The 23,683-nt window shown below is 47.8% G+C and carries 19 protein-coding genes; 18 read left to right on the forward strand and 1 reads right to left on the reverse strand.

Annotated features, from left to right (window positions below; translation table 11 throughout):
* Positions 1 to 4 precede the first annotated feature (4 nt).
* Complete coding sequence (locus EKN16_RS25285) at positions 5 to 517, reverse strand: MarR family winged helix-turn-helix transcriptional regulator (protein ID WP_125663480.1); 513 nt, start codon at positions 515 to 517, stop codon at positions 5 to 7.
* A gap of 170 nt (positions 518 to 687) precedes the next feature.
* Between EKN16_RS25285 and EKN16_RS25290 the strand changes: the two genes are divergently transcribed.
* From EKN16_RS25290 to EKN16_RS25380, 18 genes are all read left to right on the forward strand, one after another.
* Positions 688 to 2,361, forward strand: a complete 1,674-nt coding sequence (locus tag EKN16_RS25290) for a glutamine--tRNA ligase/YqeY domain fusion protein (RefSeq protein ID WP_125663482.1) — start codon at positions 688 to 690, stop codon at positions 2,359 to 2,361.
* A gap of 456 nt (positions 2,362 to 2,817) precedes the next feature.
* Positions 2,818 to 3,714, forward strand: a complete 897-nt coding sequence (locus EKN16_RS25295) for a copper amine oxidase N-terminal domain-containing protein (RefSeq protein WP_125663484.1) — start codon at positions 2,818 to 2,820, stop codon at positions 3,712 to 3,714.
* Between the two features lie 485 nt (positions 3,715 to 4,199).
* Positions 4,200 to 6,065, forward strand: coding sequence for a 3D-(3,5/4)-trihydroxycyclohexane-1,2-dione acylhydrolase (decyclizing) (gene iolD / locus EKN16_RS25305; protein ID WP_125663486.1), 1,866 nt, complete (start codon positions 4,200 to 4,202; stop codon positions 6,063 to 6,065).
* Between the two features lie 20 nt (positions 6,066 to 6,085).
* A complete protein-coding gene (iolE, locus tag EKN16_RS25310) occupies positions 6,086 to 6,994 on the forward strand; it encodes a myo-inosose-2 dehydratase (protein WP_125663488.1) in 909 nt (302 codons plus the stop codon).
* 8 nt (positions 6,995 to 7,002) lie between these two features.
* Complete coding sequence (gene iolC / locus EKN16_RS25315) at positions 7,003 to 8,013, forward strand: 5-dehydro-2-deoxygluconokinase (RefSeq protein WP_125663490.1); 1,011 nt, start codon at positions 7,003 to 7,005, stop codon at positions 8,011 to 8,013.
* Between the two features lie 37 nt (positions 8,014 to 8,050).
* A complete protein-coding gene (locus tag EKN16_RS25320) occupies positions 8,051 to 9,496 on the forward strand; it encodes a CoA-acylating methylmalonate-semialdehyde dehydrogenase (protein WP_125663492.1) in 1,446 nt (481 codons plus the stop codon).
* Between the two features lie 78 nt (positions 9,497 to 9,574).
* Entirely contained in the window at positions 9,575 to 10,618 is a 1,044-nt protein-coding gene (gene iolG, locus EKN16_RS25325) for an inositol 2-dehydrogenase (RefSeq protein ID WP_125663494.1), read from the forward strand.
* 22 nt (positions 10,619 to 10,640) lie between these two features.
* Complete coding sequence (gene iolB / locus EKN16_RS25330; protein WP_125663496.1) at positions 10,641 to 11,462, forward strand: 5-deoxy-glucuronate isomerase; 822 nt, start codon at positions 10,641 to 10,643, stop codon at positions 11,460 to 11,462.
* An 89-nt stretch (positions 11,463 to 11,551) separates the two neighbouring features.
* On the forward strand, positions 11,552 to 12,565 hold the full coding sequence (locus EKN16_RS25335; protein ID WP_125663498.1) for a LacI family DNA-binding transcriptional regulator: 1,014 nt from the start codon (positions 11,552 to 11,554) through the stop codon (positions 12,563 to 12,565).
* A gap of 88 nt (positions 12,566 to 12,653) precedes the next feature.
* Positions 12,654 to 13,580 carry an aldo/keto reductase gene (locus EKN16_RS25340; RefSeq protein ID WP_125663500.1) on the forward strand — a complete coding sequence of 309 codons (927 nt, stop codon included), beginning with the start codon at positions 12,654 to 12,656 and terminating at the stop codon, positions 13,578 to 13,580.
* Positions 13,580 to 14,344 (forward strand): sugar phosphate isomerase/epimerase family protein, encoded by a 765-nt coding sequence (locus EKN16_RS25345; RefSeq protein ID WP_125663502.1) that lies wholly within the window; start codon positions 13,580 to 13,582, stop codon positions 14,342 to 14,344. The genes EKN16_RS25340 and EKN16_RS25345 overlap by 1 nt, the downstream gene beginning before the upstream one ends.
* 13 nt (positions 14,345 to 14,357) lie before the next feature.
* Entirely contained in the window at positions 14,358 to 14,726 is a 369-nt protein-coding gene (locus tag EKN16_RS25350) for a hypothetical protein (RefSeq protein WP_125663503.1), read from the forward strand.
* Positions 14,727 to 14,744: 18 nt separating this feature from the next.
* Positions 14,745 to 17,876, forward strand: a complete 3,132-nt coding sequence (locus tag EKN16_RS25355; protein WP_125663505.1) for an alpha-mannosidase — start codon at positions 14,745 to 14,747, stop codon at positions 17,874 to 17,876.
* A 28-nt stretch (positions 17,877 to 17,904) separates the two neighbouring features.
* The gene (locus tag EKN16_RS25360; protein ID WP_164522995.1) at positions 17,905 to 18,618 is read left to right on the forward strand and encodes a glycerophosphodiester phosphodiesterase; all 714 of its coding nucleotides are present in this window, start codon (positions 17,905 to 17,907) and stop codon (positions 18,616 to 18,618) included.
* A 190-nt stretch (positions 18,619 to 18,808) separates the two neighbouring features.
* Positions 18,809 to 19,759: an ABC transporter permease gene (locus tag EKN16_RS25365; protein WP_125663509.1), complete on the forward strand. Its 951-nt coding sequence runs from the start codon at positions 18,809 to 18,811 to the stop codon at positions 19,757 to 19,759.
* 95 nt (positions 19,760 to 19,854) lie between these two features.
* The gene (locus EKN16_RS25370) at positions 19,855 to 21,573 is read left to right on the forward strand and encodes an extracellular solute-binding protein (RefSeq protein WP_125663511.1); all 1,719 of its coding nucleotides are present in this window, start codon (positions 19,855 to 19,857) and stop codon (positions 21,571 to 21,573) included.
* Positions 21,574 to 21,792: 219 nt separating this feature from the next.
* Positions 21,793 to 22,695, forward strand: a complete 903-nt coding sequence (locus EKN16_RS25375) for a carbohydrate ABC transporter permease (protein ID WP_125663513.1) — start codon at positions 21,793 to 21,795, stop codon at positions 22,693 to 22,695.
* Positions 22,696 to 22,720: 25 nt separating this feature from the next.
* Positions 22,721 to 23,605 carry a CehA/McbA family metallohydrolase domain-containing protein gene (locus tag EKN16_RS25380; RefSeq protein ID WP_125663515.1) on the forward strand — a complete coding sequence of 295 codons (885 nt, stop codon included), beginning with the start codon at positions 22,721 to 22,723 and terminating at the stop codon, positions 23,603 to 23,605.
* Positions 23,606 to 23,683 lie beyond the last annotated feature (78 nt).

Genomic DNA, 23,683 nt, shown 5'->3' on the forward strand with positions numbered 1-23,683 from the left:
AGTCTTATTCACCTTCTTTATGGGATAGGGGGCGGTCTGAGGTCATTCTTGCTGGGCCTGGACAGGAATCGGGCTCTTGTTCCCCGTAATATTGAACAACCTCATCAAGCAGCTCAACGAGCAGCAGACTTCTTTCTTTTCCCAAGTGATCAATGAGTCCCTTCACCCTAATATGCATGGAATCTTCAGCCGCCTGTGTCATCCGCTCGCCTTCCTCTGTCAGCTTGATCCGGAAGACACGCCGATCATGAGCATCTAAGCTGCGTTCGACTAAGCCTTTGGCTTCCAGCATATTGACGGTTTGTGTCACGGTAGGGGAAGTAATCTTCATCATACTGCTGATTTCGGAAGCCTTGAGCCCAGGAGACCCTGACTTCGTGCTTCTACGAATGCAGAAGAGCATCATCGTTTCGCTGGGCGTACACCCTTCGAACGGACGTCTTCCACTCCAATTCACATGGCGCAGCTGTCTGAAGGCACGAACCATTTCATGTGAAGAATTGCGATCTTCGGGCATTGGGTAGTATCCCCCCTTAGTTATTTTTGTAAAAGAAATGAAAAAATCTGTGATTAGTTTACTTAGCTAACCTAAATATATGTGTATGAAAGCGCTTGTGTCAAGATTCCTATTTATAAACACTCGCAAAATTGTGTATGATAGGAGGATAAAAACTTACGTGGGAAAGGTTGGTTACCGTGGAGAACAAGACATCATCCTCGAATTTTATAAAAAACATCGTTTCAGAAGATTTGAAAGCTGGCAAGGTACAGGAAGTCATAACCAGGTTTCCACCGGAGCCTAACGGCTATTTGCATATTGGTCATGCTAAGTCGATCTGTCTTAACTTTGAACTGGCCGATGAATTCAAAGGCAAGACAAACCTGCGATTCGACGATACGAATCCGATTAAAGAAGATACGGAGTTCGTAGAGGCGATTCAAGAGGACGTTCGCTGGCTTGGCTTTGAATGGGATGAGCTGCGATTCGCATCGGATTATTTTGAAGAAATGTATAATCGTGCGGTGCTGTTGATTAAGAAGGGCAAAGCGTTCGTATGCGATCTATCCGCTGAGCAAATGCGTGAGATGCGAGGTTCGTTGACCGAGCCTGGTAAGAACAGCCCCTATCGCGAGCGCAGCGTGGAAGAGAATCTCGACTTGTTCGCTCGTATGCGGGCAGGCGAGTTCAAGGACGGCGAACGTATTCTGCGAGCTAAGATCGATATGAGCGCGCCAAATATCAATCTTCGTGATCCAGCGCTGTACCGTATCGCACATGTTCACCATCACCGCACTGGCGACGAATGGTGCATCTACCCGATGTATGACTATGCGCATCCGATTGGCGATGCAATCGAGGGTGTGACGCATTCGATCTGTACGCTGGAATTCGAAGATCACCGGCCGCTCTATGATTGGACGATTCAAGAATGTGAGATGGAATCGCAGCCTCACCAATATGAGTTTGCACGTTTGAACATCACGAATACGATTATGAGCAAGCGTTACTTGAAATCTCTCGTTGATCAAGGCGTCGTTGAGAGCTGGGATGATCCGCGTATGCCAACGATTAGCGGTCTTCGCCGCAAAGGCTTCACATCGGAGTCAATCCGTGCTTTCTGCCGCGAGATTGGCGTAGCTAGAGCTTATAGTGTCGTTGATGAGCGGATGTTGGAATTCTTCATTCGTGAGGATTTGAAGCTGAAGGCTCCGCGTACGATGGCCGTCATTCAGCCGCTTAAGGTTATCATTACCAACTATCCAGAAGGACAAGTAGAGATGCTTGAAGCCGAGAACAATGCAGAGAATGAAGAGATGGGCAGCCGTCAAATTCCATTCTCGCGTGAAATTTATATCGAGCAAGACGACTTCATGGAGAATCCGGTCAGCAAGTATTTCCGGTTGTTCCCAGGCAACGAGGTGCGTTTGAAGCATGCTTACTTCATCACCTGCCAAGAAGTCATCAAGGATGCAGAAGGTAATGTCGTCGAGCTTCACTGCACGTATGATCCGGAGACGAAGAGTGGCTCAGGCTTTACGGGTCGTAAGGTGAAGGGAACTATCCACTGGGTAGAAGCAACACAGGCGGTGCCGGCAGAGTTCCGTTTGTTCGAGCCGCTGCTGACAGATGAAGCAAATGAATCGGGCAAGGAGTTCCTAGAATGCATCAACCCGAGCTCGCTAACGGTACTGCAAGGCTTCGTTGAGCCGAACATGAAGGAAGCGCAAGGCCAAGATAAGTTCCAATTCTTCCGCCACGGCTACTTCAACGTAGATCCGAAGCACACCAGCAAGGAGAAGATTGTGTTCAACCGGATCGTATCCTTGAAGAGCTCGTTCGACGCTGCTAAGGGTAAATAAGGCGTAGGATGTAGAATATTATATAATCGTCTTAAAAACGCCGAATCCAGGATGGATTCGGCGTTTTTTATGCTGTATATGGGTTTGGAATCATTCTTGTGTGCAACAATCAATAGCAGGGACTCGTCTATCCAAGCAGAAGAATACGGAGAAGAAGTGAGCCTTGTTTGAAGAAAATGAGATATTTAGGTATGAGTATGACGATAGTTATGGTTCCTCTCGACATCCGTTTCAACTGGTCAGGCGGAGAATGTTGTATATCCCGAGTGCGGTAATACGATTCATCCACAGATTGGGAAAAGCATCCCCAGTTCTATTCCTGCCACCGGCTCCTCAGGAAAATGATGTCAAGGCTACATGAATTGCCCATCTCTCAGGATGATCGATGGTTGAAAATATTTAGAATAATTGATAACACGCGAGATATCATTACATTAAGGTGAAAGAGGGTTAATAATGAAAAAGATTCTATTTGTTTTATCTTTGGTTTTAAGTTTTGGTTTGTTTGGGGAGCCGCAGATCTCGGCTGCGGAAGCAAAGGGCCTTAGTCCGATCGAAATGAATGTAAATGGCCAGTTTATTGTTATGGATGTGCAACCCGTTATTGATAAAGCGAATCTTTTAATTCCTATCCGAGCATTGTCCTCCTTTGGATTATCTTATCGCTGGGATTCAGCTACCCAATCTGTGACCATTGAAAATACGGATGGCGATGTGCTGAAGGCTGCAGTAAATAGCAAAACCGCTTATAAAAACGGTACTTCTAGCGAAATGACAGTTCCTGTACAGAGCAAAGATGGCCGGGTACTTGTCCCCGTCCGTTTTATTACCGAAAACTTAGGTTGCCAGGTTCAATATGAATCCATTCGCAAAATGGTGTTTATTACCTCGAAGGATTATAAGTTCGATATGAATGTATTTGAGCAAGAGGATTTGGTAGCTGCACGCAGAGCAGCTATCTCGATACCACTGACAGTCGCCTTTAAAACCCTCGATTTTCCTACATTAAAGTACCATAGTTACAGATTTCCGAAAGGAAAGGCAAATACGTACGTTTTTTCGGATGCCTATACAAACTCGATTGTGGAAATAAAGGATGGCAAAGCCATTGTGCTAGGTCAGTATGTAATAGGTGATCGCTCTAATTTTGCCGTCAAAGCAGGTAACATTACAGAAAAAAACACTGCTGATCCCGTTTTGGCACCTTTTATTTCAGGCGTAACTTTTAGTTTTGAATCCAACGATACTTCTCAAACAAACTACCATGATAGCGAAACAGGATTGAATGGGTCTTTTACCTCCTCTGTAAAGGTCTACTCTGATATTATTCAAAAAGTTCCTAATGGCAGTTAATCTGTCGGTTCTAAAAAAACGATAAGGTCCTAAAATTGGGCGTTGTCGTTTTTATGTTACCGCCGATTCAAAGCCGTCAGTCATCTCATGCTCTACTAGCTCGTCCCACTCCGGCAGCATGCCCTTCCAAATGATCTGCAACTCTCAGTCTTCTATCTTTTGAATAGGTACCATCAATTGGGCCAAAAGCGGCCTATTTGTTTGAGTCCTCATGGAAGAAAAATACACGGGTAGGGGAATTCGCAAGATTTCGGCCAAATATTCAGAGGAAACCAAGTTATCTCAAAACCTAAAGGCATGAACGCATTTGAAGAAATTGACTTTGGAGCGAGAATAAAATAGTTGTTGTGCAAAGAATGGATCTCTTGTAGAATCGAATTAAGCGCTTAACCTACTTTTTTAATGTTGTGGTAGCGCTATTTTATTAAACTAAGGTATAGCGCTTAACCCCATAACCTTACAATATAAATGGAGGGCTTGATGAGATGAGCACGATTCGACTTTCGATGGCGCAAGCGCTGCTTCGTTTTCTCGATAATCAATATCTATTGGTTGACGGCAAGGAAACCAAGTTCGTAAAAGGGGTCATGGGCATTTTCGGCCATGGCAATGTAACAGGAATCGGTGAAGCTTTGGAGAATAGCAGCGGAGATCTTGTCTACATCCAAGGGAAAAATGAACAAGGTATGGTCCATGCTGCAACTGCTTTCGCTAAGCAGAACAATCGCCGCCAGATCTTTGCTTGTACCTCCTCCATTGGACCCGGTGCCTTGAATATGATTACTGCTGCCGCGACAGCGACGGTAAATCGCATACCTGTCCTGCTGCTGCCAGGTGATAATTTCGCAAGCAGACAGCCTGACCCGGTGCTCCAGCAGCTAGAGGTAGCAAGCGATTATACCATTTCTGCTAATGAGCCCTTTAAAGCAGTCAGTAAATACTGGGACCGTATCGTCAGGCCCGAACAATTGATGACCGCGGCGGTACAAGCGATTCGTGTGCTGACCGACCCTGCCGAGACGGGAGCTGTCACTCTTGCCCTTCCGCAGGACGTACAGGCGGAAGCCTATGATTATCCAACTTCGTTCTTTGAACGCAAGGTTCACTATATCGATCGACGGCCTGCAGCGGCAGAATCTATCAAACGCGCGATGCAGGTAATGAAAGGCAAGAAAAAGCCGCTTTTGATCGTTGGTGGGGGCGTCCTCTATGCTTCTGCTACGCGTGAGCTTGCGTTATTCGCCGAAGCATTCCAGATTCCGCTATCGGAAACGCAGGCTGGGAAAAGTGCTGTACCTTGGAACCATCCGCTTAACGTAGGTGCCATTGGTGTGACAGGTACATTGGCTGCAAATCGGCTAGCTCAGGAAGCGGATCTTATTATCGGTGTCGGCACCCGGTATTCCGATTTCACGACGTCATCCAAATCGGCATTCGGCAACCCGGATATTCAATTTATTAATATTAATGTAAGTGGTTATGATTCGTCCAAACTGAATGGCGAGGCCATTATAGCGGATGCCAAAGAGGGCCTGCTGGCCTTGCATGCCGCTCTGTCAGCAGAGCAATACAAGAGTGGGTACGAACCGTCTTTCATCCAGGGGTTGAAACAGCAGTGGGATGAAGAGGTTGATCGCCTATACGCTGCGGAGCATGAAGCGGGCTTTGCTCAGACTAGGGCACTTGGCGTGATCCAGGAAACAATCGATCCGACCTCGGTTATCGTATGTGCGGCAGGAAGCCTTCCGGGAGATTTGCACCGATTGTGGAGACCGCAATATCCGAAGACGTACCATATGGAATACGGGTTTTCTTGTATGGGCTATGAAATTGCCGGTGCATTCGGGGCCGCACTTGCAGAGCCAGAACGTGAAGTCTATGCCGTCGTCGGAGACGGAAGTTACCTGATGCTCCATTCAGAGCTTGTGACCAGTCTGCAGGAGGGACGCAAAATCACGGTGCTGTTGTTCGATAACCACGGTTTCCAATGCATTCACAATTTGCAAAGAAGCCAAGGGAGCAGCGGATTCGGCAACGAGTTCCGTTATCGGACTTCGGAGACGGGGAAGCTGACCGGAAATTACATGCCAATCGATTTTGCCGCCCATGCAAGCAGTCTCGGAGCCAAAGCCTATAAGGCTGGGAATGCGGAAGAGCTTAGGGAAGCTTTGCAGGCGGCAAAACGTGAAACCACTACAACGCTCATTGAAATTTCGGTTGTACCGGGGACAAATTCGGATGGTTACGAGTCCTGGTGGAACGTCGGTGTTCCCGAGGTGTCCGCTAGTGCCAAGGTTGTGAAAGCGAGCGAAGAGATGAATGCACGCATCCGGAAAGTTACACTTCGATAAAAGAAGGAGATAACGCATATATGGGAAACATGCCTTTTCGGTTAGGTATCCATCCGATCAACTGGGTCGGAGAAGACGTCAAGGAGCACGGTGATGATACCTCATTCGAGCGTATCGTTGATGATATTACAGCACTTGGTTTGACAGGTACGGAAATGGGTCGGAAATTCCCTACAGATCCAGACGTTCTAAAGAAAGAGTTGTCCAAGCGCGGCATTACGCTAACGTCGCAGTGGAAGTCCGTGTTGTTCTCCGATCCGGCCTACCGGGAGGAAGAACTTAAAGCCTATCGCAAGCATGCGCAATTCCTGAAGGAAATGGGAAGCACGGTCATTAGTACTTGCGAAACCGGGGGCTCACTCCACTTTGACCCACGGCGCTCGCCCAATGAGAAAGAGGTACTTCGGCTGAGCGAAGCAGAGTGGAAGCACTTGGCTGAGGGGCTCAATGCCGCTGGTGCAATCGCTCAGGAGTACGGTCTGAAATTGACCTATCATCATCATGGAGGCACTGTGGTGGAACGGCCGGAGGAAATTGATCGTCTGATGGAGCTGACCGATCCGAAGCTTGTTTATCTTCTGTTCGACACCGGTCATGCTTATTATGGAGGGGCAGACCCCTTGTCCGTCCTTCGCAAGCATTACGATCGAATTGCTTATATTCATTTGAAAGATATCAGGCAGCAGGTGCTGGAAGAAGCGCGAATGGAGCAGGTGGATTTCGTGACTTGTATTCGCAAAGGCGTATTCACTGTGCCAGGTGACGGATGCATCGATTTCGGACCGATCATAACTGAATTAATGAACAGAAATTATACAGGATGGGCGATTCTGGAGGGCGAGCAGGACCCCAAGGAGCATCCGGCTTATGAATATGCCCGCCTTGCACTTCTTTACATCGACTCCCTTATCTCCTCAGAAAGCAGGTAGCGATTGCTATGACTTATTTATCCTTTTCTAATCAAAAAGTACTTGATTTCGTAGCTATCGGCCGACTTTGCATTGATTTGAACGCGAATGAAATCAACCGACCGATGGAAGAGACGATGACGTTCACCAAGTATGTTGGCGGTTCTCCTGCTAACATTGCTATCGGTATGTCTCGACTTGGACAGAAGACCGCCTTTATCGGCAAGATCGCGAATGATCAGATGGGCCGTTTTATTACTGATTACTTAAACCGCAACGGAATCGAAACGGAGAATGTCGTGACGGACCTGTCTGGCGCCGTGACGGGTCTCGCCTTTACGGAGATCAAGAGCCCTACCGATTGCAGCATTCTCATGTATCGTGACAATGCAGCCGATCTCAAGCTTACGGCAGGCGAAGTGAGCGAAGACTTGATCGCGCGCTCGAAGATGCTTCTGATCTCCGGCACGGCTTTGGCGAAGAGCCCTTCGCGAGAAGCGGTCTTTCAGGCACTACACTATGCCAAGAAGCACGGAGTCGTCGTCGCATTCGATCTGGACTATCGCCCTTATACCTGGGAGTCCAAGGAAGAAACAGCTGTTTATTATAATCTTGCTGCGGAGAAGTCCGACATCATCCTCGGTACACGCGAAGAGTTCGACATGATGGAAGTGTTCGATCATAATCCGGAGCATAACGATAGCATTACCGCTGCAAAGTGGTTCGACTATGCAGCGAAAATCGTCATTATTAAGCACGGCAAGGATGGCTCCATCGCCTATACGGGAGACGGAGCGAGCCATCGGGCTAAGAGTTTCCCAGCGAAGGTAATCAAGACATTTGGCGCTGGCGACTCCTACGCAGCTGGGTTTCTGTATGGGATCATGCAGGGCTGGACGCTCGAGAAGAGCATGGAGTTCGGCAGCGCATCCGCCTGTATCGTAATTTCGAGCCATAGCTGTTCTGACGCGATGCCGACCACAAACCAAGTTCATGAATATATCGAAGACTGCAACAGCGGCAAAATAACGGCTTCTTAAGTCTCATCTCATGCTGCAATCGAAAGGGGTAAATGAAATGACGCAAGTTTTGAAAAATTGGATCGGAGGCGCATGGATTCCTTCTGCATCAAGCGCAACCGAGAATGTATACAATCCCGCAACCGAAGAGATCCTGGCGCTTGTTCCGTTGTCTACAAAGGAAGATGTAGACCTTGCCGTTCAAACAGCCAAAGAAGCATTCAAAGCTTGGAGCCGTACACCGGTTCCGCGCCGCTCACGGGTTTTATTTAAATATCAACAGCTGCTCGTAGATCATTGGGAAGAGTTGGCTCGGCTGGTCACATTGGAAAATGGAAAAAGCTACAGCGAAGCATACGGCGAAGTACAGCGCGGCATCGAATGCGTCGAATTTGCAGCCGGAGCTCCCACGCTCATGATGGGTAAGCAGCTTCCGGATATCGCTTCCAACTTGGAATCTGGTATGTATCGGTATCCGGTAGGTGTGGTGGCGGGTATTACGCCTTTTAATTTCCCTATGATGGTTGCGTGCTGGATGTTCCCGCTCGCCATCGCCTGCGGTAACACGTTCGTCATGAAACCCTCAGAACGCACACCGCTTCTAGCGAACCGTCTTGCCGAACTGTTCCAAGAAGCCGGCCTGCCAGAAGGCGTGTTCAATATCGTTCATGGTGCGCATGATGTTGTGAATGGCATTCTGGAGCATAAGGATATTAGCGCCGTTTCCTTCGTTGGCTCGCAGCCTGTAGCCGAATACGTCTACAAAACGGCATCCAATCATGGCAAACGGGTTCAAGCGCTGGCTGGAGCCAAGAACCATTCGATCGTCATGCCGGACGCAGATTTGGATTTGACTGTCAAAGAAATCATAAACGCGGCTTTCGGCTCCGCAGGCGAACGCTGTATGGCATGCGCCGTTGTCGTAGCCGTCGGAGAAGTTGGCGATATCCTCGTAAGTAAGCTTGTGGAAGCGGCTAACCGCATTACGATCGGCAACGGAATGGAAGATGGGATCTTCCTCGGGCCCGTCATTCGGGGGTCGCATAAGGAGCGTACCCTTAAATATATCGATATCGGTGAGAAGGAAGGCGCTCTCCTTCTGCGCGATGGACGTAATGATGCTGCTGCAGAAGGTACGGGATACTTCGTCGGCCCGACTATTTTTGACAGTGTGCAGTGCGGGATGAAAATTTGGGAAGACGAGATATTCGCTCCTGTACTGTCTATTGCGCGTGTCGATACGTTGGAAGAGGCAGTTGAGCTTGCCAACCGTTCGGAATTTGCAAATGGCGCTTGCCTGTTTACCCAAAACGGAAGCCATGTCCGCCAATTCCGTGAAACCATCGATGCCGGTATGCTGGGAGTCAACCTAGGTGTCCCTGCTCCAATGGCGTTCTTCCCCTTCTCCGGCTGGAAAAAGTCATTCTATGGCGATCTGCATGCGAACGGAACGGATGGCGTAGAGTTCTATACCCGTAAAAAAATGATTACTTCGCGCTGGTAATCATACTTCATACAATTGAGCTTCGCTGATTTGCAGTTCAGGCAAAGCAGGAGGTAAAGGAGAAGGAGGTAATTAATCATGAATAAGATCAAAGTTGGGATCATCGGAGCTGGCCGCATCGGAAAAATCCATGTCGATAATTTACGCCGTCTTCCTCAAGTGGAAATTGTGGCCGTATGTGATCGGTTCACTGGGCCGGAACTAGAGGCTTGGTGTGCGGAACGCGGAATTCTTATTGTCACAAAAGAGAGCGAAGCCATCATGGCCAACCCGGATATCGACGCGGTATTCATTTGCTCCTCCACGGACACACATGTGCCGTTGATCAAGCAGGCCGCGCTCGCAGGCAAGCATGTTTTTTGCGAGAAGCCGGTGAGCATGGATATCCGCCAAACAGAGGAAGCCGTCGAAGCCGCCAGTCAAGCGGGCATCAAGCTGCAGGTCGGCTTCAACCGCCGCTTCGATCATAACTTCAAACGACTGCATGAACATGTGAAAGTCGGAACAGTCGGGGCACCCCATATTATCAAAATCACTTCACGCGATCCGAACCCGCCGCATCCGGATTATATCCAGGTGTCGGGAGGTATTTTCATCGACATGATGATTCATGATTTTGACATGGCGCGTTACGTGTCAGGCAGTGAAATCGAAGAGGTATATGCGCATGGCAGCGTACTGATCGACCCGGTATTCTCGCAATATGAAGACTTAGATACAGCCATAGTGACGTTAAAGTTCGAGAATGGTGCACTTGGCGTCATCGATAACAGCCGCCAAGCGGTGTACGGCTATGACCAACGGGTAGAGGTGTTCGGCTCCAAAGGCAATGCTGCCGTTACTAACGATTATCCTAACACGGCGGAAATCAGCACAGCGGAAGGCGTATATCGCGATAAGCCGCTGCACTTTTTCCTTGAACGGTATAACGAAGCCTATAAAGAAGAAACAGAGATCTTCATTGACTGTATCCGTAACGATAAACCGGTTCCGGTTAGTGGAATGGACGGACTGCAGGCAGAACGAGCTGCATTGACCGCTAAGCTGTCGAGTCAACTTAAGCGCCCTGTGAAGCTCAGCGAAGCCTTGCAGTTGGCGGAGCAGCACTCGCTATTAACGTAGATCGGAAAGGAGAGGACAAACGATGTCGCAATCACAACTGATCGTGGCTCCTGCAGCTGTACCGGATGACGAGGGAAGTCTGCTGAGCATCACGCCGGAATCGGCAGGGTGGAGCCATGTTGGTTTTCAAGTGATCCAGCTTGCCGAGGGGCAAACCTTTCATCGAGAGACCGGCGAGCTGGAGGTGTGTCTCGTTCTGCTCAGTGGGAAAGCGAATGTGAGAACCGAAAAGCAAGAGTGGCTGGAGATCGGGCAACGGATGAATGTTTTTGAAGGAATACCGCCTTTTTCGGTTTATGTGCCCAATGATGATAGCTATGAGGTCCAAGCGCTAACGAAGCTGGAGCTCGCGATTTGTTCTGCTCCTGGCCGAGGCAATCACCTTGCGAGGCTGATTACACCGGAACAGGTTGGCGTTGAGAAGCGCGGCTACGGAAATATAGAACGTCAGATTCATAACATATTACCCGAGCAGGAACCAGCGGACAGCCTGCTAGTCGTGGAGGTATTCACACCTAACGGACATTGGTCGAGCTATCCGCCGCATAAGCATGATCAGGACGATCTTCCTAATGAGTCGCTGCTTGAGGAAACCTACTATTTCCGGATTCAGCCGGAGAATGGATTTGCGATACAAAGGGTGTATAGTGATGACTGCTCTATAGACGAGACATTAGTCGTGAAGGATGGGCAAGCGGTGCTTGTGCACAAGGGATATCATCCCGTTTCGGCACCGCCTGGTTACGATTGTTACTACCTGAACGTCATGGCCGGTCCGGTCCGTACCTGGAAGTTTCACAATGACCCGGACCATGAATGGATCATGACAAAGCCAAGCAAGTAGCGGGGTAGCGATTGCAACTTTGTTCCTTACTCTTCATAATGAAAGAAAACACATTCCAGTTGGGAATGAAGAGATAGAGGGAAACAAGAATGAAATCGACTATATATGACGTGGCCCGCGCGGCCGGCGTTTCGATCGCAGCAGTATCCCAAGTAATCAACGGAAAAGGGAAAATCAGCGAAGAGCGACGTGCCGAAATTGTCCGCGTCATGGAGCAGCTAAATTATAAGCCGAGTGTTATTGCTGCTGCGTTAACTGGGAAAAAAACCTATACGCTGGGGCTGCTTATACCGGATATTTCCAATCCATTTTTTGCTGAAATCGCACGAGCGGTGGAGGATCAAGTGGATTTTCACGGCTACAGCCTGGTCATCTGCAGCACCGACAATAAAGATGAGCGAGTCGAGCGATACTTGTCCCTTTTGCAGCAAAAAAGCGTGGACGGGATCATCATTGGCACAGGGATAGACAATAAGGAAATGCTGGATACCCTTATTGCCAAGTCGGTTCCGGTGGCCATGATCGCTCGGGAATTACCGGGAGATGCCGTTCTGACGGTCGTCGTCGACGATTATGCCGGCGGCCGCCTGGCAGCACGCCATCTGCTGGATCTCGGGCATACTCGGATGGCGGTCCTCTCTGAGCATACCAAGGTTTCTAGCTCCCGGGAGCGGATTCGCGGGTTCCAGGATGAGCTAACGGAAGCAGGTCTAGATCTGCCGGAGTATATGGTGAAGACTAGCGGCCGAGATTTAGTGAAAGACGGGAAGCGACTTGCGTCTGAGCTATTGCGCTATGCAGAGCGTCCGACGGCACTGTTCTGCTGCACGGATCTGCTTGCGATCGGCGCGCTGCAAGCGGCGAAGGAGATGGAGGTTCAAGTACCGACAGAGCTCTCCATCGTCGGGTTTGATAACACCATACTGGCCTCAGTTACGGATCCCTCCTTGACCACCATTGCCCAGCCTATGGAGCAGATGGGGAAACTCGTTGTTGATCTCATTCTGGATAAACAGCAGGAGAGTCCACCGAATGGAACGAAGAGAATGGTGCTGAAACCGGAACTTGTTGTCCGGCAATCGACGGGTCGGCCTCTCTTATAGAGAGGCTCTTCTCAACATTATGATAAGCATACAAAGCAGTTTTCTGGTATCGATACCAGAAATAACGCTACTTAGGAGGCAAAGACTAATGAAGTTCGTTGACGTGAATGGCATACAGCTGTCAAGTCTCATTATGGGAACTGGGGATTTAAGAAAACAAAACGGAACGGAAATGTTAGACCTCTACGTCAATGCTGGCGGAACGACGCTTGATACAGCACATCAATATAAACAAGCCGAGAAGATTATCGGAGCGTGGATGAAGGAAAAGGGAAATCGGGATCGGTTAGTCATCATGACCAAGGGGGCTCATCATGATGATGGAAGCCCCGGCCCGAGGGTGAATCCGGAATCGATCCGTAAAGACCTTTTCGAAAGCTTGGATCGATTGGAAACGGGTTATATCGATCTTTACGCGCTGCACCGGGATGATCCAAGTATTCATGTAGGCTCGATTATGGAGGAACTGAACCGACATCTTGCAGACGGACGGGTTCGGGCTATTGGAGCCTCCAACTGGACGCATCAGCGTATTCAAGAAGCCAATGATTATGCGAATTCGCATGGTCTATCGGGTTTCTCTTTCAGCAGCACTAATCTTGCCTTGGCAGTTGCAAGCGAGCCGAGATGGGCGGGATGCGTCTCAGCCGATGTGGAGGCATGTGCATGGCATGAGCGGAATCAGATTCCACTGCTAGCTTGGTCTTCGCAGGCGGGTGGCTTTTTCTCCGGTTTATTTTCTCCGGAGGACCGTTCGAATGAAGAAATGGTCAGAGTTTATTATACCGATGACAATTGGTTGCGATATGAAAGAGCGAAGATTTTGGCGGGGGAAAAGGGTGTGACCGCTATTCAAATCGCTTTGGCTTTCGTGCTGCAGCGTTCATTTCCAACCGGCGCGATTATCGGACCTCGCAATGGGGCCGAGCTGAATGATTCCCTGCACGCACTAGATATTCTGCTGACGAGTCAGGAGCTGGAATGGTTGAACCTAGAAAGAGGGGAGCGAGTGTAATGAGACATAAACTGGCGGCGCAGCTGTATACGCTCAGAAATGAAGTGAAAAAGGATTTTCCAGGCACCCTTCGCGAGTTGAAAAAAATGGGCTGGAGCGCGGTACAAATCGACGGTTTGTATGGTTATGACCCGAGGGAGCTCGCATCCGTCATGAACGAAATCGGCCTTAAAACCGCTGGTATGCATGTCGGCTTGGAGCGGATGAAGCATGATCTGGCTGCTGTATTGGAAGAAGCTCGTTTGTTCAACACGAAGGATTTCATCTGCCATTCCTTACCGGATGAGCTTATGAATCCTGCGGGCTATGAAAGTGTGAGAAAAGATTTGCGCCAAGTCGCAAGCCAAGTAAAGGAACTGGGATTTCGAGCTGGCTATCATAATCATGATTTCGAATTTCATACGTCTATCAACGGGCAGTACGCCTTGGATTACGTACTTGAGTTGGATCCGGAGAATCCGGTTTATGCGGAAATTGACACCTATTGGGTTAAAAAAGCGGACTTGGACCCTCTCACCTACATTCAAAAGTATGCTTCCCGCATGCCGATTCTTCACTTGAAAGATATGACGGCGGACGGAAACCGGTATTTTGCAGAGATAGGGACCGGGATTATTGATTTTGTGCCGATCATCCAGTGGGGTGAGCGGAATGGCGTGGAATGGTATGCTGTCGAGCAGGATTATTGTCCTGGTAATCCAATGGACAGTTTGGCCTTAAGCTACGCCAATATCATGAAGATGGAGCCGGCAATCATGGGCTAAAGGGTGGATTGCCATGGGATTCCTATCCTCGTATGCTGGGCGACGTAATGTAACGACTTCATTAGTAGTAATTAGCTTATTTGCACTTAACAAATTGACGAAGCTGTTTGCCCGAACGAAACAAGTATGCGAAGTACGGATCAGAATGGAAAAAACATCATCAGGCTTGGGGCATATTCTGACACACTTGAACCGAAGTGGATTGCAGATTGATAAACTTACCGTTGATAGCGAAGATAGGACTGATTTACAAAGTAATTGCGTCGTTATCATTCACGTTCAATTGAAATTCAAGAAACTTCGAAAATATGAGGAAGCGATTGCGGCATTGGTCGATATTGAAGGCATCATCGGATTGGAAACAGCCGGCTTATCGGTGTAAAAGAGGGTGAGGTAACGAATGCTTCTGACAGAATCGAAAATAAAACAGCGGCTGTTGCAATTGGAGGCGACACGGTACAGGGACGCTAAGCCTATCGCATCCTTCCGATGGATGGAGGATGAAGCTGGGGAAATAGCGGCCAAACCGCCTCAGGGCGGAGAATGGTCTACGATCAAGCTCGGTGATACTTGGGTCGGGCGCGACCGATATGCTTGGTTGTCCCACGAGTTGAACATTCCGCAGGAATGGACGGGCCGCAAAGTGCTGGGTCGGTTCGACTTTGGCGAGACGGAAGGCGGCAATAACGCTGGGTTTGAGTCTCTATTCTTTCTGAACGGAGCCCCTTATCAAGGTGTTGACTCTAATCATAAAGAAGTGTTCCTTCCAGAGGAAGCAGTCGGCAATGACATTCAGATGGATATACGCTTATGGTCCGGACTCGAAGGCGGAGGTCCGCCTAAACCGCGTAAGCATACGATTCTGCTGGCGGAACTCTGTTGGCTCGATGTGCAGGTCGACGATTATTATTATACAGCTTGGGCAGCGTCCGATACTGTCAAAGCATTAGATCCCAATCATTCGGACCGGGTTCGACTGATGAATGCGCTTGATCGTTCCTTGCTTCATATCGACTGGTCTTATCCGCGATCCGAGGCATTCTACTCCTCCGTATACGCGGCGTGCGACTCCCTCCGGGCTGATCTAGCCGACATTGAGAAGCATTCCAGAGTTACGGTTACATGTGTTGGGCATACGCACATCGATGTTGCCTGGTTGTGGCGGCTGAAGCATACCCGGGAAAAATGTGCTCGCTCGTTCTCTACCGTTCTGCGTCTTATGGAGATGTTTCCGGATTATGTTTTTCTACAAACGCAGCCACAGCTGTATGAATATATCAAAACAGACTATCCCGAAATTTACGAGAAAATCCGCGAACGTGTCCGGGAAGGACGATGGGAAGCCGGTGGCGGGATGTGGCTGGAAGCCGACTGCAATTTGACTTCGGGTGAATCACTCGTGCGCCAGCTGCTGTTCGGAACCCGATTCTTACGAAACGAGTTTGGCGTGGAATGCCAATATTTATGGCTGCCGGATGTGTTCGGTTACAGTTGGGCGCTTCCGCAAATTTTGAAGAAATCGGGCATCAGCACCTTTATGACTACGAAAATCAGCTGGAGCCAGTTCAATCGGATGCCGCATGATACATTCCAATGGCGCGGGATTGACGGCTCCGAAGTGCTTACACATTTCATAACGACACCGGACGAACATGATAGCCCTTACTATACGTATAATGGGGTCGTCGAAGCCCAGATGGTCAAAGGTATATGGGATAACTACCGGGATAAGAACATCAACGAAGAGCTGCTGCTTTCTTATGGATATGGCGATGGCGGCGGCGGCGTGAACCGCGAAATGCTGGAAATGCGCCGTCGGCTGGACGAAATGCCAGGTTTGCCCCATGTCCAAACCGGCACAGCGGAAGCCTACTTCAAGCGGCTGCAAGACCGTGTCGCGAGTACGGATCAATATGTTCATACCTGGGATGGAGAACTCTATCTCGAGTTCCACCGCGGCACGTACACGAGTCAAGCCTACAACAAACGGATGAATCGCAAATTGGAGCTTGCCTATCGGGAAACCGAATGGTTTGGTGCCTATGCGAGCTTGTTAAGCGGGAATTGGTCCTCCTATCTTCAGGATGAGCTGAACAGCGGATGGAAAATCATTTTGCGCAACCAATTCCATGACATCATCCCGGGCTCCTCAATTAAAGAGGTATACGAGGACAGCACCTTGGAGTATAACGAAGCGGAACAGACGGTTCGCACAGCTTGGGCGCATGCGGCAGATAGCGTTGTCGAACCGAAGGCAGACCAAATAACGGTATGGAATTCCGCGCCTTGGGCGCGCCTGGATCTGCTTACAATCGAGTCAACCGCAGGAACAAGCGATGGGACTTGGACGAATGCGGGAGGAGAAGTTCTGCCGGCTCAGAGATCGGGTGACCAATGGACGATTCAGATGGAAGTGCCTTCGATGGGTCATACGACGATCGGGTTTAACCCAGGCGTTACAGAGAATACGGAGAAGTCCTCAGACTCGACGTTTGCATTCGGTCCATCAAGCATTCGCACCCCGTACTACAGGATCGCGTGGAACGAAACCGGTCAATTGATCGAAATATGGGATGAAGCTGCGCAGAAACAAGTACTGGCGAACGGGGAAAAGGGTAATGTGCTGCAGGTGTTCGAGGATAAGCCGCTCATGTTCGACGCTTGGGATATCGATATTTACTACCAACAAAAAATGCGCGAAGTGACCGATCTACAATCCGCGGAATTCATCCATTCCGGTTCACTCTCGGCATCTGTGCGCTTCGTTTGGAACTATATGAGCTCTACAATTTCGCAGGTAATGAAGGTATATGCCGATTCACGGCGAATTGACTTCCAGACCGAAGTCGATTGGCAGGAGCGCCAACAGCTGCTGAAAGTCGCGTTTCCAGTCGCTGTACGCTCCACAGAGGCAACCTACGATATTCAATTTGGCAACGTGAAACGCCCGACGCACTGGAACACGAGCTGGGATTGGGCTCGCTTCGAGACAGTCGGCCATCAGTGGGCAGACTTGTCGGAGCGCGGTTACGGCGTCAGCTTGTTGAATGACTGCAAATATGGGTATGACATCAAAGGCCACACGATGAGGATGTCCTTGATCAAGTCGGCAATCGAACCGGATCCCGATGCGGATAAAGGCTTCCATTCCTTTACCTACGCCCTGCTCCCGCATCAAGGTGATTGGTATGAAGGCGGCACTGTGCAGGAGGCGTGGGCGCTCAATAACCCGCTTACTTCCTCCAATGGGATATCTCCGGCAGTGGAATCATCGCTGCTTCGGGTTTCTTCGGGCGGCGTCATGATTGACGCTGTGAAGAAGGCGGAAGATAACGATAGACTGGTTGTACGACTTCACGATTACGCCGGAAGTCGAGATTTGGTCACGTTAATAAGCGACCTTACGATTGTTTCCTGGCAGGAATGTGATCTGATGGAGCGTCCGATTGGGGAGCTTCAAGTTAGTGCTGCCGTCGAATTCACCCTATTGCCTTATGAAATCAAAACTTTCATACTTGAGATACGCGCTTGAAATCGTAAAGAGAGAGGCGATCCTTATTATGCGAAAAGCGATGGTCGCAGCCCATACGGGCTGCGGCATTCACCCTGACAATACGATGGCTTCATTCCTCGAAGGCATCCAGATCGGTGCAGATATTGTTGAAGTAGACGTACGTGTGTCCCAAGAGGGCACGCCTATTCTGCTGCATGATGATTCGCCGTATCTTCGCACGCATACCTACGAACAATTGAATCTGCCGGACATTCGGCATTTGATTGACATGTCGTATCAAACGTATGAAATTGCGACATTAGAACAGGTTTTCCGAGCATCGGAAACACTCGGAACGAATCTGAATTTGGATTTGAAATCAGCGGACAGCATCGATCCGACAGTTCGGTTAATTCGTAAATTCAATGCGCAGAAACGCGTTTTCATTACAGGGTGCTCGGATGCTATTACAGAGCGATACCCGGACATTCAGGTAATGATGAATACGCCTGATGAGCTATCGCCACAGCAAGAACTGCGATATAAAGAGTTTGCGGAGTCCGTATGCCGTGAAGCACGGGAGCAAGGTTATACAGGATTGAACATGAATGCCCCAACCTGCCGCAAGGAGATGGTGGAACAGGCTCACGCTCTTGGGTTGAAGGTATGGGTCTATACCGTGAATGGCCGGCAGGACATGGAACGGTTATTAGAGATAGAGGTAGATGCTATTACCACGCGAAAACCGGAAATTCTTATTGAAATATTAAGTGTTTGTTAGGATTAAAAAAAAGTGTAGCAACGGGAAAAGAAAGTTGCTATACTCAAATTGTAATTAGAACAGTAAGCGTTTTCGTGTAAATTTAAGTAAGAAGACTTATTTTTTTAACTGACTCTGGTAACGTTACCAGAAAACGCTTACAAACCGAGGTTTTTGCCACAATTCGAAAGAAGAAGGTGATCCCAGACTTATGAAAGTAACCACCTCAACATCGCTGAAGTCGACAAAAGTAAAAAGCACGTTATGGAAACGTATCCTGATCCATCGTTATTTGTACATCATGCTGCTGCCTTGTATTGTATCCTTCATCATTTTTTCTTACATTCCGATGGGCGGATTGTTACTCGCCTTCAAGGAGTACAAATTCAACAAAGGAATACTCGGGAGTCCTTGGGTTGGTTTCCAATACTTCCAAACCTTCTTCAATTCCTATCAAAGTACGGAATTGATCAAGAACACACTCATTATTAGCGGTATGAAGATGTTCCTTTACTTACCGTTCCCGATTATTATGGCACTCATGTTTAATGAAATTCGCAATAAATGGTTTAGGAACATTTCACAGAGTATTCTGTATTTACCGCATTTCCTTTCTTGGGTTATCGTCGTCGGTCTGGTTCAGCGGATTCTCGCTCCGGACGACGGGTTGCTGAATCAATTCATTTCCAATATGGGTGGAGATGGCAGTACCTTTTTCATGATGGATTCCAAATACTTTTATTCGATCATGTTCGGAAGCCATTTATGGAAGTCAATTGGCTGGGATTCCATCATTTATTTAGCAGCAATATCAGGCATTAATCCAGATATGTACGAAGCAGCCAAGATCGATGGGGCGGGTAAGTTGCGAGAGATTTGGAGCATTACGATCCCATCCATTATGCCGACGATCGTCATTCTTTTCATCTTAGGGTTAGGAAACATTTTATCGGCCGGATTCGATCAGATCTACCTGCTGCGGACGCCGGGCAACATGGACCTTGCCGATATTCTGGACACCTATGTTATTCGCATAGGCTTGCAAAGCGGACAATACGGATATGCTACCGCTGTTGGTATGATGCAAGGGTTGATCGGATTGGTATTGGTTGTTATAGCGAATCGCATTTCACGCCGCGTTTCTGAGACTTCTCTCTGGTAACGATACCATGGAGGACAAACGGCATGACTATCTCTTCGTTGTAAGACGCCAATTGGCGTTTTTCATAAAAAAAATCGTTGAAAAGGGGAAAGCACATGAACAGGAAATGGGTTAAGTTGTTTGCAATTTCGCTTCTCGTGGTTTTAATGATTTCTGGCTGCACAAGTAACAATGGCAATAACACTCCTAAAGAGCCAGTAACAGACGGTAAGGGAAATGTTGCTCCTGAAGGCAAGCCGGCAACTTGGATTGCTGACCGCAAGATTAAAGGGCTTGTGTTTATGGGTTCCGACGATTATACCGAAGATATGAATCCAGAGGTTAAAGCAAAGGTTAAAGAACTGACGGGTATTGATTATGAAATTCAAATCATGAAAGCCGATCATTCCATCGATGGATTGATAGCTGGACTTGCATCGGGCGACTTGCCTGACTTTATTGCCTTCTACTTAAATGACAGTGGTCGTCCGGAAATGCCGGTCATCCTGAAAGCGGCTCGTGAAGGCATGTTCACGGACCTGGCTCCACTTATGAAAGATACTAAAGTATACAGCAAGTACCTGGAAAAAGGATTCTTACCACTTGACACTGAGTTTGGCGTTATGTTCCGTCCAGAATTCAAAGGGGCAACATACTTTGAACACATGAACATTAACCGCGAAGGAGGCCAAACGACTAATATGGTCGGCGGACCATTCATCCGTAAAGATATCGCTGAAGCTTTGAATGTTGATCCACGTACGATCACATCGACAGAACAAATATATGAGCTGGCTAAGAAAATCAAAGCTGGTAACTTCAAAGACAGTAACGGCAAAGTCGTAACACCGATCGGTCCCGCTTACTGGGGTGGTTCGGAGGTTGGTGCACTTTTCCAAGATTTGGAGTGGGGAAATACAGAACAATGGATCAAGCAAGACAAAGATGGCAATATCCTTCATGAAGCAGAAACACCGTACGCTATGAAAAAAGTAGATTTCGTTAAAAAGCTGTTGAGTGAAAAATTAATGCAGCCTGAATTCTTCACCATTGATGAGAGCCGTGCTACAGAAGGCGCTGTAAACGGTTCATGGGCAATCGTCGGAAATATGCACAGCATGCAGGACTTTAACCAAGATGTACATTACCTTCCAATTGGTCCAATTAAAGATGTAGATGGCTCAACACAAATGAAGCTTTCTTTCAAATCTGGTTATAGCGGCTGGGCTATTCCGACTACGACAGAGAAACCAGAAGATATTATGAAGTTTGCTGATTTCCTTGCAAGCAAGGAAGGCAAGCTCCTTTGGAAATACGGTATTGAAGGCCGCGATTACACTCTGGATGCAGATGGCAAACCGGTCGTCAAACAAGAAGTAATTGATTTGAAAGCGAAAGATCCTAATGAAGCAAAAAAACTTGGATTTGCCGGAGTAGGCAATGAATGGGGTGGCATTCTCGGCAGCACGGACAATGATGATCTGGTTGATTTCGGTGAAAAATTCTGGGCAGATAAAGCAAATGCAGGCAAGAGTAAAGGCGCAGAAATCATCGCTGAGTATGTGAACTGGAACAAAAGGCGGGCTGAAGCAGTGATTAGAGATGTCTACTCGCCAAAAGCATTCTTGGGTGAGTTCGCAAAAGGCACGGAATTGAAAGCTGCTTTTGATAACTATAAAGATAGTTTGGTCAAAGCTTACTACAGCAAGACCACAGAAGAGGCTCAAAAAACGCTGGATAACGCTTTGAAACAAATGAAAGCAGCTGGATTGGATGATTACCTGAAGCTTCTTAAAGAGAAAAATGCTGATCCAAAAACGAAAGTAGATCTATAAGGATTGCCAAGAGGCTAGGTGGTTTTACCCGCGAGAAGCGGGTAGACCGCCTTTCCTTCTTAAGTGTCTGCTTCCGAAGTGAGCTTTTTACTCGCGAGGTTGCATAGCAAGGAGTTTCGTAAAAAGACTCTTAGGTGTCTGCTTTCGAAGTGAGCTTTTTACTCGCGAGGTTGCATAGCAAGGAGTTTCGTAAAAAGACTCTTAGGAGGAGGGATATCCGTGGATTTTCATAAGTTGAGTGTTGGAGAAAAAGTGTTTAAAGTGATTAATTATTTGATCATAATCGCTTTATGTCTGTCCATTATTCTTCCCTTTCTGAATATTATCGCCTTAGCATTTAATCCCGGCAAAGATGCTGAAAAAGGTGGCATTTTCTTTTGGCCAAGGATATGGTCGCTAGATAACTTTAAACATGCTTTTCAGGCGGCTAGCATTGGTGTCGCATTCAAGATTTCTATATTCCGCACGGTTGTAGGCACAATTGCGAGCGTTTTACTATCTGCAATGGCGGCTTATGCACTTAAGAGCAAGACGCTCCCTGGCGGAAGGTTCTTCATGATGATGATTTTCTTCACGATGTTGTTTGGCGGGGGCACGATCCCATTCTACATGCTTCTGAAATCCATTCATTTGACGGACACCATCTGGGTGTATATCATTCCAAGTTTATACAGTGCATGGAATTTGATTGTTTTCCGAACCTTTTTCCAACAGATTCATGCAAGCTTAGAGGAATCAGCACGAATTGATGGGTATAACGATATGCAGATCTTCATGAAAATTATAATGCCTCTCAGCAGACCAGTTATGGCGGTTATCGCCTTGTTCACAGCTGTAGGTCACTGGAATGACTGGTTCACTGGCGCGTTCTTCGTTCGTAAGGAAAGCCTGCGTCCGTTGTCCACACTGCTTCAAGAAATGCTGATGAGTGCGGAAGCGATGAGGGATACCTTGAATCAGGCTGCAGGTACGAGATACGATTTGCTTCTGAAAATTCAAATTACGAGCAACTCGCTGAAAATGGCGACGATCGTCATTGTAGTTACACCTATTATTCTCATTTATCCATTCGTACAAAGGTATTTTGCAAAGGGCGTTATGATTGGTTCGATGAAAGAGTAGCATCTTAGGGGAGGATGGAAGAGCGATGCAAATTATAAATCCTTATGATCAAACAGGTATTTGGCTTAGAGGGAGCTTTCACAATCATACCAACAATAGCGATGGATGGTTTCCGCTTGAAACGGTATACAAAATGTATGGCGGCTATGATTTTCTAGGTATTTCAGATCATGATAAAATCACGAAACATGAAGGCAAAAGAGAGATTCCAACTGTTTTTGAAGCGATTGAAGTCAGCAGTCGGCAAACGCATATGCTGCTCGTTCAGCCTCCTCATAGTATAATGGAGGACTACAGTAACGAATTTACGATTGAGAATTATCAGCGCTTTGTGGATATGACAGTAGACAACGGCGGTTTTGCCGTTCTGGTTCATCCGAACCGGTTCTTCTCGAATTTTTGGGAACTGGAAGATATGATTAAGATGGAACGTTATCTCGGGGTTGAAGTCTATAATGGAGACGGTAATCCAGAGTACGATATTGCTTTTGACAAATGGGATGCTCTTCTGTCCGCGGGACGTAAGGTGTGGGGCTTCGGTAACGATGATTCCCATGTCTATGGTCAAGAGAAGCGGGCATGGAATGTGGTGCAGGCTAAAGAGAACACGAATGAAGCCATTATTGAAGCGATTCATCAAGGAAATTTTTATGTTTCAACGGGTTACGGATTTGATGGAATCCGGACAGAAGGGAACACAGTCATAGCTGATCTGCGTTCAAACGAATTGCTAGATAAAATGTACAAATACGTCACGTTCTTCGGCAAGGACGGGCAAGTGCTTCATGAAGCAACAGGTCGAATCAACCAAGCGAAGTATGAGTGTAAAGGCGACGAAGGATATGTTCGAATCGCTGTATATCTAGAAGGTGGCTATTCCGCATTTTCACAGCCTCTATTTGTTAAATAAATGCAAAAATGCAAGGAATAATGAAACTTTTGTCGAATTGATAGTATAGATTGTTTAACAGTAATAAGATGGGGTGGG

It is taken from the genome of Paenibacillus baekrokdamisoli (genome assembly GCF_003945345.1).
Lineage (GTDB): Bacteria > Bacillota > Bacilli > Paenibacillales > Paenibacillaceae > Paenibacillus_Z > Paenibacillus_Z baekrokdamisoli.